This window comes from Leclercia sp. Marseille-Q4284 (assembly GCF_916618945.1).
In the GTDB taxonomy this organism is placed as follows: Bacteria; Pseudomonadota; Gammaproteobacteria; order Enterobacterales; family Enterobacteriaceae; genus Enterobacter; species Enterobacter tamurae.
In genome coordinates, this window is sequence record NZ_CAKAKG010000002.1 from 273,179 (window position 1) to 287,375 (window position 14,197).

The window sequence follows — 14,197 nt, forward strand, 5'->3', positions numbered from 1 at the left end:
ATCATGATTCAGCCAACCCGCTCTAACAAATCTACTGGTTTGATGCGCAAACTGCACAAATTAAAAACTAAACCAAAACATTTCATTGTTGACTCCAGCAGTTTTAAGCTTGCCCACCGCTCCTGGAAAAAGAGCCTTAAACTCGGTAGTTTTTTGTGGGTAGTCGCCTGCTTTGCCATTGCTGCGCTTTATTTCTGCGTCATTGTTTCCGATCGCTATGTGAGCCGGGCACAGCTGGTTGTTAAGCAGGCAGACCAGATCAAAATGCTGCCTGATGCCCTGTCGATGCTGGGAATTGGCGGCAGTAATCATGAAGATATACTCATCATTCAGGATTACCTTAAATCCCCGGATCTGCTCGACAAGCTGGACAAAGAACTGGGCCTGAAAGCTCATTATCAGAGCCACAGCGTCGATTACTTTTCCCGCTTGCCGGACAATGTCAGCCGGGAAGAATTTATCAAATATTATCGTCAACACCTGTCATTACACCTGGATGAGTTATCTGGCGTACTCACGATTGAGTTACAAGCGTTTGATCCTGCGTATGGTAAACGTGTAGTGGCATTGATGCTTCAGGAGTCTGACCGTTTTATTAATAAACTGGGGCATCAGGTCGCGCTGGAACAGCTTGCTTTCGTCGAAAAAGAAGTCGATCGCGCCTATCAGCGTGTACAGACAGAAAAAGCCAAAGTTCTCGATTTCCAGAACAATCATCACCTGATCAGCCCGGAATCGACCAGTAGTGCCCGCCTTGGTGTTGTGAGTCAAATTGAAGCTCAACTGGCACAGCAACAGGCCCAGTTAAAACAGTTGCAAAGCTACATGAAAGAAACCGCACCGGCTGTTGTTTCCGTTCAGGCCAGGGTTGATGCATTAACGCAGCAACTGGCTCAGGAGCAATCAAGACTTACCGGTGCTGATAAAGATGCGATGAACGAAGTGACGGCTCGCTATATGGATGTGCAAACGCAGGCGACCCTGGCAGCGGATCTCTATAAAACAGGGCTGATTAGCTTGGAACAGGCTCGCGTAGAGGCATATCGCAAACTTAAGCACCTTCTGGTCATCAGCCAGCCAACGCTGGCAGAAGACGCGGAGTATCCACGTCGTCTCTATAACCTCCTTACTACAGGCGTTCTGCTATGCCTGTTATATGGTCTTATAGTGATGGGTATTGCAACCTTACGTGAGCATCAGGACTAACAATACTAAGTTATTATTAAAAGCTAATTTGCACAATTATAAATATATGCATAAAGAAAAATATCATCATTCTTTTATGACCATATACTATAAATAAAACAAGGAGGTTGAAACCCATGAAAAAGATAGAAGTGTGTATAGCCGTACTTTAATTCACATAGGCAAATCTGCCCTATGCGATGTTAATTAGATTACACGTAGCGTTAAAAGTTATAGTTTGGGATCGAGAGAAAAGATTTACATCCCATAAAATATCTTTATCGCAAATAAAAACTTTCATTGAAAAGATAAGTGCATGTTTAAGTTCAAGCGTAAAAAGAAAATTGTTTTTTCTCCTGAGTTAGATACTCATTTCTATGGTCAGTATTATAGCGATCTCTCTGCAATAACAGAGGAGGGGTTACATCGGCATTGGCAGAATTTTGGTCAAAAAGAACAGCGCTGTCCTAACTTGCAACAATTACTCAAAAATCATGATATACATGATTTTCAAGAAACTGAGTTTGATATAGACCCCGATTTTTACTGCAGAAATTATCCTGATGTTAGCCAAAACGGAAAAATGAATAATACTCAAGCAAAAGTTCATTGGTTAATTCATGGTAAAAAAGAAGGTCGAGCCAGAACATTAGTTGAATGGATGAAGATACATGGAGGGTACAGTACGCTTGATTTAAATGAAAATGATATTATTGCAGTCTTTGAACGTAACAAAAATAATGGACAAGATGTCACAATCCAACTCATTCAAGATGTGCTAAGCGGTAATATTTCTCAACCTATCAAATTCGCCGATAGCCCTGCTGATAATGCAGCGTTCTATGAACGCCTTGGCAAATCATTTTATCTTAAGCATAAAGGTAATGGATCAGAACATGATCGTCAGGCCACTCGTTCTGCATATCGTCTGGCTTTGTATTTTTACCCAACAGCTCGAGTTCTGGAACTGTTAGGCAATACATATTTAGATGCAGGCGATTACAAAACTGCTGCTGAAATTTATTACGAAGCAATCAATCTGCAATCTTTAAATCCTAATGATAATCCAAGTCGTTGGCTATTTCTGTTATTAGCTCAAGCCGAAAGTGCTAACAACTTACATTTTGAAGCACTAACTGCTATTACTAAAGGTTTACATGCACATCCTGAGTTTACCGGTCAGAGAGAGCAATTAGATCAATACATAAATAAATACTACCTTTCTTTTGCCGGAAAATTACAACTTTTATCCTCGTTAGATAAGCGAAGTGATTTACAAGATCAGACCTGGCTTTATACACAAACTATATATAATGCATATCTCACTGCTAACGGTGCTAGCGAAGGTATTAAACCCAAGTCACAAATTAACCATGATAAAATCTTAATTGTTGGTGATTATCATGTACCTCAATGTGTACGGTACCGCATAGAACAAAAAGCGGAACAGCTTGAAAGTCAAGGTAAGGTTGTAACTTGTGTTGATTGGACTAGTCTGGCTGATAACGCAAACGAATTGGCCTTACATGACATTGTCATTTTTTATCGAGTACCTGCGGTCCCGGAAGTAATAAAGTCAATTGCACAAATAAATGCATCAGGCAGAATATCAATTTATGAAATTGATGATTTAATATTCGATACTATTTATCCTGCAAATCTTGATACCTACGGTGGGTATCTTTCTCTCGATACTCATATTGAGCTTCGCAAGGGCATGGCGCTGTTTCATTCAGCGGCTCGTTTATGCAGTTATGGGCTTGCCTCAACGCTGCCTCTCTGTGAAAAGCTTAAGACATTAGTCACAACAGGTATCTGCCTGCTGCATCGTAATGGCTTAGATAAGCACAGTATTATCAAGCCCGTTGATCGTGATAATCGTGATTTTATAGACATTTTCTACGGAAGCGGCACACAGGCACATAACAGCGATTTCATTGAACAAGCTCTCCCGGCACTGACGCAAATTTTAGTAAAATATCCTCATGTACGCTTAGTCATCGCAGGATATTTAAAATTACCAACCAGCTTTACTGAACGTTTTTCCAGTCAACTCAAGCAAGTACCGCCTCTTTCGAGTATCAAGGCTTACTGGAGTTTGTTGCAACAGGCTGATATTAACCTGGCTGTGTTACAGGATGATGTCATTAACGCATGTAAAAGCGAGTTAAAATGGTTTGAAGCTGCCTGCTTTGGTATTCCTTCTGTAGTCAGTACTACACAGAACTACAGAGATGTGCTCGTTCATGGAGAAGATGCATTCCTTGCCACCAATGAAGAAGAATGGGTCATTGCATTAAGTCACTTGATTGAAGATGCATCTCTACGCAAACAGATAGCAGATAAAGCTTTAACTAAAGTTGAACAGAACTACAGTGTAGTTTCGCTTGGAAAAAATCTTGTTGCTCAGTTAGAGGCACTTTCCCCGACTAAGACAAAAAAACGTAAAGTCGCGCTGGTTAACGTCTTTTATCCGCCGCAAGCTATAGGTGGTGCTACACGTGTCGTGGCCGACAACGTAGCAATTTTACAGTCTCATTATGGAGATGAGATAGAGTTGGTAGTTTTCACTTCTGATGAGCGCTGTACTACCCCTTATCAGCTAGATATCTATCAACAAGATGGTATTACTGTTTATCGTTCGACTATTCTTCATCGCGAGAATATGGATTGGCATCCTCAAGATCCGAAAATGTACGATCTCTTCGAACGTTTTTTAGAACTTGAACAACCTGATCTAGTTCACTTCCATTGCGTACAAAGACTTACTGGTTCAGTCGTAGAGGCGACCCGGGATATGGGCATCCCGTATATTGTTACAGCGCATGATGCATGGTGGATTTCAGACTTCCAATTCCTTGTAGATTCAGAAGGTAAATTATACCCAGAAGGTCATCCGGACCGCTTCGCTCCGCGTTTATTACCAAATAACGTTAGTTTTTCTCAGTCTATTGAACGTATCGAATACTTATCTGATTTATTGTTAGGAGCAGAAGAAGTATTGACGGTTTCAGAAGCATTTGCAGAAATTTATCGTAAAAATGGATTCAGTCAAATCCGGGTTAATCGTAATGGTATTAGTTCGACTCAACCTTGGGCTTCTAAAGATACAAGCGACAGTACCCGTGTTATTTGCGGGCATATTGGTGGCATGTCAGCTCATAAAGGATTTTTCTTACTTAAAAAAGCTATTGAACAGATACAGCCTACCCACATTAGCATGATGCTGGTAGATCACAGCAAAGATGAAAGCTATGTTGAAAAAACACTTTGGGGAGATGTGCCTGTAACTATCATTGGACGTGTACCACAAGATCGCGTTGTCGAACTTTACCGTCAACTTGACGTTCTGTTCGCACCTTCTATATGGCCTGAAAGTTATGGACTGGTAACCAGGGAAGCTGCAGCTTGTGGATGTTGGGTAGTAGCAAGTAATCTTGGCGGGATTGGAGAAGATGTCATTGATGGAGAAACAGGTATAATCATCAATCCTGATTTAATGAGCATCTGTGACGCTGTTCAAAAGATCGATCAAAATGCCCAAATATTCAAACAAGCTATTGGCGCACAACAAATAAGAACAGCGCATGAACAAGTTACCGAGTTGATGGAAACATATCGATGAGCTTCATTAAAAATGTCATTTTTGTTATTGGTCCATCAGGAATTGGCAAATCTTCCCTGATTAAAAATATACATTTAAACGAGAAAGTGAATGTCTTTGAACTGGACAAAATTGTTTACGAAGCTGCATGTAAGCACAATTTGATCGATTCAGGCGGTGCTTATCGTGTAATGCAAGAGCTAGGTACTCAGGCTTTCTTCATTCTGGGAATGAATTATTTATTTGAAGTTATAGGTAGAAATGCAACTGAGCGATATATCGTTGATGTTGGTGCTGCATTTCAGAACATAGATCTATTAAAACATTATTCACGCATATACAATGTAATATGTATCGATGCCAAACCGAAAATAGCACATGAACGGTACATAACCAATAGACCTAAAGATCCCAGGGACTTATTTACTCATTGTTCTATAGAATACTCTCCAACCAGAATTGAAGTCTACAATTCTGCGACGTACACTATTGATACATCTTCAGAAAATTTAGATGGCACCATTAATGAATTTAATACAATCCTGAAAGGCATATGGAATGAATAATGTATATTTTCTTAAAAATGCAAAAATCGTTCCTTACTCACTAGATTGTCGAGAAATTTATGAAAATTATATACATGGTATCGTTCACGACGATTTAACTAGCCCTGTACGCGGATTAGTTCGCGGAGAGAATAAGAAGCTCCTTATTAATGAAAGTCGTCTAATTGAAGTCCATAAAACATTAACTTATAAACAAGAATCTGGGACATGCTTTTACATTGGCCCATTCATTAATCAATTCGGCCATTTAATTACTCAGACACTCAGCCGAGCTTGGGCTTATAATGAATACAGAGATATAGTTGATAAAATCATAATTCTGGGCAGAAGTACTAATGATACCATTGAAAAGTTACCGAAATATGTTTTGGACTTATTCGATTTTTTCAATCTAGAACGAGATAAAATACATTTTATTACTGATGCTGTTCAGATAGAGAAACTAATAGCTCCAGCACAAAGTCATGGCATCGGATTCAGAGAATCTTGGCATAAGAAAGAATTCTCATCCTTTTATAATAAGGGTCAATATACTGACGACAATTCACCAAAAAAAATATTCATTTCGCGCCGCTACTTCAAACTAAAAGGAAGACTAGCTGGATTAGATGTTGTTGCCGAACTTCTTAAAAAAAATAATTACACTGAGATTTTCCCAGAAAAGTTACCTCTTGAGCAACAGATTAAACTTTTTTACAACGCAACACATATCGTAGCTGAAGAAGGCAGTGCATTACATACTTTAGATCTTATCCCTGAAATCAAAGCAAAAATATTTCTAATATCAAGGAGAAAAAATTACCCAACCTTTATAGATTTAATTAAAAGAGTCACTCCTGAAATCTATACTTTTGATGATGTTCAAATTGTAGATACTGAACTTAGAGAAGCTAATGCTTTATCTGTTTCGTTTTCATTAAATAACCTCATACATAGATTAAAAGAATTTTCATTTATTACAGACGATTATTTTTCGCAATCTGAACTCAATGATGAGATAATAAAAGACATCACTCTTTTTTATAAAAACAAAGAAAATCAGACTTAATATAAAATATAATTTTAAGTAATGCATTAAAAATTAAAATATAATTACTATTTTAATTTGATAGTGCAAAATGCAACATGTTATTTCCTTGATTATTTACCAATTGATTGAAAATTTAAATTTAAATTCTTGAGTGCATTTAGAATATTTAATTTTTACTTCCAATGATTTATAACTCTCGTAAAAATTAACGAATTATTCATGGAATTATTGATGAGAGCCGAACTTGAAATTATATATCGCTGCAATTATTAAGGATGAAGTAAAATCGCTTCTAGAATGGATCGCCTATCACAAGGTGCTAGGTGCAGATGGTTTTATAATAGCTGACAATGACAGCAAAGACGGTAGTCGTGAACTCTTAAATGCTTTGTCACATATTGAAAATATAATTGTAATTGATTACCCTACGATTACTGGGCAAAAACCACAATTACCTGCCTATTCTAAAATATTAAATATTTGCCCTTCTGAAGTTGATTTACTTGCATTTATTGATGCTGATGAATTCCTTATGCCGCTAGGTTCCGGATTGTCAATGAAGGAATTTGTCGCCCAGCGCTTTGCAGATGACAGTGTCAGCGCCGTCGCTCTAAATTGGGCAAATTTCGGTTCTAATAACCAAATGTTTGCCGAAGATAAATTAGTGACTGAACGCTTTACACGCCGAGCACCTCAACGGTTCAATGTTCATCGCAATTTCAAAAGTATCGTTCGTCCAGCCCAAGTTCAGCACTTCCTTAATCCCCACTTCGCAGAACTACGATCTGGCCGTTATGTTGATGCATTGGGACGTGACCTTGTTTCACACCCTAAGCACGGAAATGGCGTAAGTGCAGAAATCTTATGGGAAGGAGCACGTGTCAATCATTACGCCGTGAAATCCCTCGAAGAGTTTTTACTTGGCAAGCATCTCAGAGGTAGTGCTGCCACCGCTAAACGGGTCAAGCACAAAGCCTATTTTATAGCTCATGATCGTAATGATGAGGAGTGCCATCTTGCTGCTGAAATGGTTCCTGCCATAAAGATAGAGATGGAGCGACTTACCACGCAACTTGATTCAATTCAGATATCATCATCTTCTCCTCATAGCTTAATAAAGAGATTGCACCGTTGGTTGAGAAAACGAAAAGATTAATGAAATAGTTCTATATTTTTATTTTAACAATGAATATAAATCTTTTTTCATTTAAAATAATGATAAATGCTTGAATAAAAATAAAATAATTATAAAAAATGGCACCTATAAAAGAGAAAGTGTAAATGAAAGAAAGCAATAATGCTACAACATGCATTTTAGGCCCATCACATATTGTAAGATGGCAATATTTAGCCAAAACCACTCTCACCGGTTTACCTAAAGTTGATAGTTATGCTTTGCCTGGCCTACCTATTTGGGATCCTGAACTTATCTCATTTTTAAAAGCAGCTGAAAATGAGTACGAACAAATATATGTCCTTGTAGGTGATTTCCGATTTGGCAATGAAATATTTAGTGCTCCACATAAAAAGCGACACCTTGCAATTAAAAAAGAAAATATCAATAACCAAAATGACAAAGAACTATTAATCAAGGCTCTAGAAGCACTTGATGAAATATACAAAATAAAAAACGTGAGGTTTATTTTTTGGGATTTATATCTCCGAGAGTTTATAAATAAAAGAGCTGGTAATTATACTGAAAACAATATCTATCAACATCCGTTATGGAATTATTGTTTTTTCCAAAATAGATATTCCCAAAAGACTGTTGAGTTAAGTTCACTTGATGACCTTAATATTGACTTGCTTTTTGTTGATTCAAGCCTCCATCCCTCTATACTAGGCTATTGTTTCCTTTATAACTTATTTAGCGATCAATCCGTTATTGATAGTTACTTGTCATCTCTGAGACTCAAAGGAGAAATAGATAAGGATTTGTATTATGCTCATCCATCCACCATTATTGGTAATGGTTCATTTTTCAGAACCGTACAATTACATATAACAAAAGGAATTATTTCCGCATTTCCAAACGTTTTGTTATCAAGAGCTGATGATGCTTTATTTGCAAAGCGGAAAGAAACCAGAACTTTGTTTTTCTTTTCAGAATCTCAAAATGAAGATGGTGTTCAAAAATGTTTAAAGTATGTAGAAAATTCAAACTGGGCTAAAAATATTCATGTGGAACTGCTATTACTTAAAGAGAAATTAAGTCATGAGGCCATGGTAGAAATCACTGATGGCCGCCCTAGTTTTTTATTTATATTCTCCATTTTACATTCATCTTTTAATGGAAGATCAATACAAGAAATGGATATAGATTTTTATAAAGAACGCTTAAACAATCTATTTAGAAAAAATTGTAAAAATTTATCTTCGATTTAACTGTGCAAAAACAAACTAAACATCATTTTCAGTATTTCTTCAGGACATCATGACATCTTTTAGTGCTGCCGGTTAACTTCGATTTATATACTGTATCTGAATAGACACTTCAAAGCGGAAAAGCAGCATAACTTATAAAATTGGATATTATTTTTTATGGGAAACTTACTGAAGTGCAACTCCAGTCTAGTTTTTCAAACCAAAAAAATTAATAGTTTAAGCTTGGCTTTTTATATTTCTTATTTCCATATTCGACAGGAGTCAGAAGTGGCCTTCCCCACTTCCGGGTTGTGAATCCCTAATGCATAGCGATTACCACTGGCACCCTCTGGCGCTGCCAGACACCTCTTTATCCCGCGCGGGCTGGTTCCTGATCCAGGGCACCCTGCGTGCCCGCCAGCCGCGGGGTGAAACCCGTCTGCGCTGGCAGTGCAGCCAGGGGCTCTGGCATGAACAGATCCTGCCTATTACCCGTCGCGGCACCCTGCAGGAGCTGGTCTGGCTGCCGGTGGGTGCCTGCCAGGTGGGTCTGCTCGCCAGCAGCGAAGGGGCGGAATGCGAACTGAATATTACCCGCTTTGCGCAGGTGTCGGCGGGCAACAGTCTCTGGCGCCGGTTGCGCCGGGTGTGGCCTTTCTATCAGCGCCTGAATGCGCAAAAGCGCAAACGTCTGGGGCTGTCGTGGCACCTGTGGTTTACCGATTTACAGCAGGCTTACGAGCTGGTTGGCAAGATCCGCGACGACAGGCCGCTGCACGCCTACGAACACTGGCTGGCTAATTTCGATATCGTGCAGCCCGGTGAGCGCCGGTTGATCGATCGTCTGCTGACCCGCTGGGGCAACCTGCCCCGCGTCTGTCTGCATCTGGTGAACGGCGGCGATGAGGCGGCACGCCAGCGCACGCTGGCCAGCATCGCAGCACTCTGTTATCCGACAACGCATATCACCGTGCTGGAACAGCCGCCTGCCGCAGACAGACCTGAGGGCGAATGGCAGTGGGCCATCCCCGTGGGGGCTGAACTGGCTCCGGCCGCGTTAGTGTGGCTGGCGCACCAGTTGCGTCAGACTCCGGACGCAAAATGGATCTACGGCGATCACGATCTGCTGGATGAAAAAGGTAAGCGCCACTCGCCGGACTTCAAGCCGGACTGGAACGAAACCCTGCTGCACAGTCAGAACTATATCGGCTGGTGTGGTCTCTGGCGGGAACAGGGCACTGCCGTCATCCCGCAGGATGGGGCCGACAGCTATCGCGGATGGTTGCAGCTGGCCCACCAGCTCGCCCCGAAGGATATCGCGCATATCCCTGCTCTGCTGATGCACGTCCCGGACACGCTCCCGCAGCAGGATGGGTATGAAACGCTGGCCAGCCTGCTGCAGGACCTGCCCGTCGGGGTGACGCTGGAGTCGGCTCCGCACGGCATCTGCCGCTGGCGCTGGCCGCTCCCGGCAGAGCTGCCGCGGGTATCGGTGATTATTCCCACCCGCAATGGCCTGGCGCATCTCAAGCCCTGTATTGAAAGCCTGGTGCAGCACACCCGTTATCCAAATATCGAAATCATGGTGATGGATAACCAGAGCGACGACCCTGAAACCCTGGCTTATTTTGAACATATCACCCAGGCGTACGGGGTCCGGGTTATCGCCTGGGATCGTCCGTTTAACTACTCCGCTATTAACAATGCCGGAGTGCGCGAAGCGACAGGCGAGCTGATCTGCCTGCTCAACAACGACACCGAGGTGATCAACCCGCTGTGGCTGGATGAGATGGTCTCTCACCTGCTGCGTCCGGGCGTCGGGATAGTCGGGGCAAGGCTCTTTTACGGCGATGGCCGGGTGCAGCATGCGGGCGACGCGGTCGGGCCGGGCGGCTGTGCCGATCACTTTCACAGTGGGCTGGCCGCCGATGAACCTGGCTATCAGCGCAGGGCGGTGAGCGCCCAGGAGCTGTCGGCGGTGACGGCGGCCTGTCTGCTCACCCCTCGCCAGCTCTTTTTGTCCCTGAACGGCTTAGATGAAGTGAATCTGCCGGTGGCCTTCAACGACGTGGATTACTGTCTGCGGGTCGGCGAGGCTGGCTGGCGGATCGTCTGGACCCCCTTTGCCGAGCTGTACCATCATGAGTCGGTCTCCCGCGGCAAAGATGTCACGCCAGAACAGCTGGCGCGCTCCCAGGGTGAGCTGCGCTACATGAAAAAACGCTGGGCGCAGCGGCTCCAGCACGATCCCGCATACAATCCCAACCTGAGCTATGACCGACCCGATTTCTCGTTAAGTCATGCTCCTAATGTGGTGCTGCCATGGACGAATTAATCAGAAAGGCACTCTTTAAACCTTACCTGAAGTTGAATAAGCAAAGCAGCGAGACGCAGCCGGAGAGCTGGCCCGAGTGCCGCTCACTGTTGATTTTGCATGAGGGGAATTCACCGACGCTGGCCTATTTTGAAGCGGCAATCAGAAGTCGTTTTCCCGACGCCGTCTGTCGGCTGGTGGATACGTTGACCACACCGTCTATCGAAGTGGATAAAGGAACTGCCATCGTGGTCATTCGCTTTATCTCCACAGAGTGGCAGCGCGAGATAGCGCGCAATATCGACGACCTTTCCCAGGTGGTCTATTTCATGGATGACGATCTGTTCGATCCGTCAGCCTTAACGGCGTTGCCCAAAGCCTACCGGACCAAAATCATCCGGCGCTCTGCGGCGCAGCACCGCTGGATCACCACCCACTGCGACACTATCTGGGTCTCGACGCCGTATCTGGCCAACAAATATGCGCATCTGAATCCCGATGTGGTGCCCGCCCAGCCCACGCCGCAGCTGCTGGCCGTCACCCGGCCGGTTAAAATTGCTTATCACGGCTCCAGCTCGCATCAGGCAGAAAAATACTGGCTGCGGGAAGTGGTCGAAGGCGTGCTGAGCCAGTGCCCACAGGCCAGCTTCGAAATTTTTGGCGAGCATGAAATCTATAAGCTTTACCGTGACTTACCGCGTGTGACGGTTTTACACCCGATGAGCTGGCAGAACTATCTGGATTACACCCAGCATCACCGGGTTGATATTGGTCTGGCCCCGTTACTGAAGTCGGAATTTAATATGGCGCGCGGGCCAGTAAAATTTTATGATTTCGTGCGCATGGGCGCGGTAGGGGTTTACAGTAATTGCGCCCCGTACAGCGACTTTATCGAGCAAAATATCAACGGCGTGCTGCTGAACAACGATCCGCAAAAGTGGATCGACACCTTATCGCTGCTGGTTAATTCCGGGCAAAAGCGTCAGGCGCTGGCGAATAATGCGAAGGAATATACGTATTCGTTAATGCATTAACACAGGACAGAGCAGAGACTGCCTTCTGGTGACCATTTCATCTAATAGAAAAAGTAAAAAACGCTTATGAAAATTCTTGTAACCGGTGGAGCCGGTTTTATCGGTTCTGCTGTTGTTCGCCATATCATCCGTGACACTCAGGATGCGGTGATCAACCTTGATAAGCTTACCTATGCAGGCAACCTCGAATCCCTCGCCGACGTGGCCGCAAGTGACCGCTACGCCTTTGAGCAGGTAGATATCTGTAACCGTGCGGAGCTGGACCGGGTCTTTGCCACTCACCAGCCAGATGCGGTGATGCATCTGGCCGCCGAGAGCCACGTGGATCGCTCCATCACCGGCCCGGCCGATTTTATCGAAACCAATATCGTCGGCACCTACACGCTGCTCGAAGCAGCCCGCGCCTACTGGAGCGAGCTGGATAAAACCCGCAAGCAGGCGTTTCGTTTCCACCACATTTCTACCGACGAAGTGTATGGCGATCTGCCGCACCCGGATGAAGTGAGCGCAGGCACTGAGTTACCGCTGTTCACCGAGACCACCCCGTACGCGCCAAGCAGCCCGTACTCGGCGTCGAAAGCTTCCAGCGATCATCTGGTGCGCGCATGGCGTCGTACCTATGGCCTGCCGACCATCGTCACCAATTGCTCCAACAACTACGGTCCGTATCACTTCCCTGAGAAGCTGATCCCGCTGGTGATCCTCAACGCGCTGGACGGCAAGGCGCTGCCAATCTACGGCAAAGGCGATCAGATCCGCGACTGGCTGTACGTCGAAGATCACGCCCGTGCGCTCTACACCGTGGTCACTACCGGCGTGGTGGGCGAGACCTACAACATCGGCGGCCACAACGAGAAGCAGAACCTGGACGTGGTCCACACCATCTGCGACCTGCTCGACGAGATAGTGCCGAAAACCGGCTCCTACCGCGACCAGATCACCTACGTGACTGACCGCCCGGGCCACGACCGTCGCTACGCCATCGACGCCAGCAAAATGAGCCACGAGCTGAACTGGCAGCCACAGGAGACCTTCGAGTCCGGTATCCGCAAAACCGTGCAGTGGTATCTGGATAACCAGCAGTGGGTCAACAACGTGAAAAGCGGCAGTTATCAGGACTGGATCGCGAAGAACTACCAGGAGCGCAACTGATGCATATTCTGCTGTTCGGCAAAAATGGCCAGGTGGGCTGGGAGCTGCAGCGCGCGCTGCTGCCGCTGGGACGTATTACGGCGGTAGATTTTGACTCTACCGAGTACTGCGGTGACTTCAGCAACCCGGAAGGCGTGGCCGAGACCGTGCGTCTGCTGAAGCCGGACGTGATCGTCAACGCCGCCGCCCATACCGCGGTGGATAAAGCCGAGAGCGAGCGTGACTTTGCCGAGCTGCTCAACGCCACCAGCGTTGCCGCCATCGCCAAAGAAGCCGAAGCGCTGGGCGCGTGGCTGGTGCACTACTCCACCGACTATGTCTTTAACGGCAGCGGCGAAAAGCCGTGGGTCGAGACAGACCAGACCGCCCCGCTGAACGTCTACGGCGAAACCAAGCTGGCGGGCGAACAGGCCGCTGCGCTCTGCTCCCGTCATCTGATCTTCCGCACCAGCTGGGTATATGCCGCCCGCGGCGCCAACTTCGCTAAAACCATGCTGCGTTTTGGTAAAGAGCGTAGCGAGATGTCAGTCATTAACGATCAGTTTGGTGCCCCGACCGGAGCAGAACTGCTGGCCGACTGCACCGCACATGCAATCCGTATCGCGCAGGATAAACCTGAGGTTGCCGGGCTTTATCATCTGATCGCCTCCGGTACCACCACCTGGTTCGACTATGCCCAGCGCGTATTCGCCACCGCTCGTGCGGCAGGCGTTGAGCTGGCCGTAACCCAGGTGAACGCCGTTCCGACCAGCGCCTTCCCGACCCCGGCAAAACGTCCGCATAACTCACGCCTCGATACCAGCAAGTTCCAGCGCACCTTCGGGATGACGCTGCCGGACTGGACTATCGGCGTGGATCGCATGCTGGCCGAAATTCTCGGGAAATAAATGCAACTCAGGGTATGCTATGCATGCCTTGTTGTAGGGCGTTTTGCCCTCCCGGAACATG

Annotated in this window: 10 protein-coding genes; all 10 read left to right on the plus strand. The window is 45.2% G+C overall.

Annotation, left to right across the window (positions count from 1 at the left end; translation table 11 throughout):
* Window positions 1-3: 3 nt before the first annotated feature.
* A complete protein-coding gene (locus LG383_RS16050; RefSeq protein ID WP_225759642.1) occupies window positions 4-1,206 on the plus strand; it encodes a sugar transporter in 1,203 nt (400 codons plus the stop codon).
* 295 nt (window positions 1,207-1,501) lie between these two features.
* Window positions 1,502-4,810: a glycosyltransferase gene (locus LG383_RS16055; RefSeq protein WP_225759643.1), complete on the plus strand. Its 3,309-nt coding sequence runs from the start codon at window positions 1,502-1,504 to the stop codon at window positions 4,808-4,810.
* Entirely contained in the window at window positions 4,807-5,355 is a 549-nt protein-coding gene (locus LG383_RS16060; RefSeq protein WP_225759644.1) for a hypothetical protein, read from the plus strand. The genes LG383_RS16055 and LG383_RS16060 overlap by 4 nt, the downstream gene beginning before the upstream one ends.
* Complete coding sequence (locus tag LG383_RS16065) at window positions 5,348-6,403, plus strand: DUF563 domain-containing protein (protein WP_225759645.1); 1,056 nt, start codon at window positions 5,348-5,350, stop codon at window positions 6,401-6,403. The genes LG383_RS16060 and LG383_RS16065 overlap by 8 nt, the downstream gene beginning before the upstream one ends.
* 226 nt (window positions 6,404-6,629) lie before the next feature.
* Window positions 6,630-7,541, plus strand: a complete 912-nt coding sequence (locus tag LG383_RS16070) for a glycosyltransferase family 92 protein (protein ID WP_225759646.1) — start codon at window positions 6,630-6,632, stop codon at window positions 7,539-7,541.
* A 125-nt stretch (window positions 7,542-7,666) separates the two neighbouring features.
* On the plus strand, window positions 7,667-8,770 hold the full coding sequence (locus LG383_RS16075) for a hypothetical protein (protein ID WP_225759647.1): 1,104 nt from the start codon (window positions 7,667-7,669) through the stop codon (window positions 8,768-8,770).
* A 301-nt stretch (window positions 8,771-9,071) separates the two neighbouring features.
* Entirely contained in the window at window positions 9,072-11,084 is a 2,013-nt protein-coding gene (locus LG383_RS16080; protein WP_225759648.1) for a glycosyltransferase, read from the plus strand.
* On the plus strand, window positions 11,072-12,097 hold the full coding sequence (locus tag LG383_RS16085; RefSeq protein WP_225759649.1) for a glycosyltransferase family 1 protein: 1,026 nt from the start codon (window positions 11,072-11,074) through the stop codon (window positions 12,095-12,097). The genes LG383_RS16080 and LG383_RS16085 overlap by 13 nt, the downstream gene beginning before the upstream one ends.
* Window positions 12,098-12,163: 66 nt before the next feature.
* Entirely contained in the window at window positions 12,164-13,249 is a 1,086-nt protein-coding gene (gene rfbB, locus LG383_RS16090) for a dTDP-glucose 4,6-dehydratase (RefSeq protein ID WP_225759650.1), read from the plus strand.
* Window positions 13,249-14,136 (plus strand): dTDP-4-dehydrorhamnose reductase, encoded by an 888-nt coding sequence (gene rfbD / locus LG383_RS16095; RefSeq protein ID WP_225759651.1) that lies wholly within the window; start codon window positions 13,249-13,251, stop codon window positions 14,134-14,136. Before rfbB ends, rfbD begins: the two co-directional genes overlap by 1 nt.
* Window positions 14,137-14,197 lie beyond the last annotated feature (61 nt).

What these genes read in the sequence shown, in the direction of transcription:
- LG383_RS16075 (WP_225759647.1), top strand. Translation starts at nt 7,667, where the DNA reads ATGAAAGAAAGCAATAATGCTACAACATGCATTTTAGGCCCATCACAT.
- LG383_RS16065 (WP_225759645.1), top strand. Translation starts at nt 5,348, where the DNA reads ATGAATAATGTATATTTTCTTAAAAATGCAAAAATCGTTCCTTACTCA.
- rfbD (WP_225759651.1), top strand. Translation starts at nt 13,249, where the DNA reads ATGCATATTCTGCTGTTCGGCAAAAATGGCCAGGTGGGCTGGGAGCTG.
- LG383_RS16085 (WP_225759649.1), top strand. Translation starts at nt 11,072, where the DNA reads ATGGACGAATTAATCAGAAAGGCACTCTTTAAACCTTACCTGAAGTTG.
- LG383_RS16050 (WP_225759642.1), top strand. Translation starts at nt 4, where the DNA reads ATGATTCAGCCAACCCGCTCTAACAAATCTACTGGTTTGATGCGCAAA.
- LG383_RS16060 (WP_225759644.1), top strand. Translation starts at nt 4,807, where the DNA reads ATGAGCTTCATTAAAAATGTCATTTTTGTTATTGGTCCATCAGGAATT.
- LG383_RS16080 (WP_225759648.1), top strand. Translation starts at nt 9,072, where the DNA reads ATGCATAGCGATTACCACTGGCACCCTCTGGCGCTGCCAGACACCTCT.
- LG383_RS16055 (WP_225759643.1), top strand. Translation starts at nt 1,502, where the DNA reads ATGTTTAAGTTCAAGCGTAAAAAGAAAATTGTTTTTTCTCCTGAGTTA.
- rfbB (WP_225759650.1), top strand. Translation starts at nt 12,164, where the DNA reads ATGAAAATTCTTGTAACCGGTGGAGCCGGTTTTATCGGTTCTGCTGTT.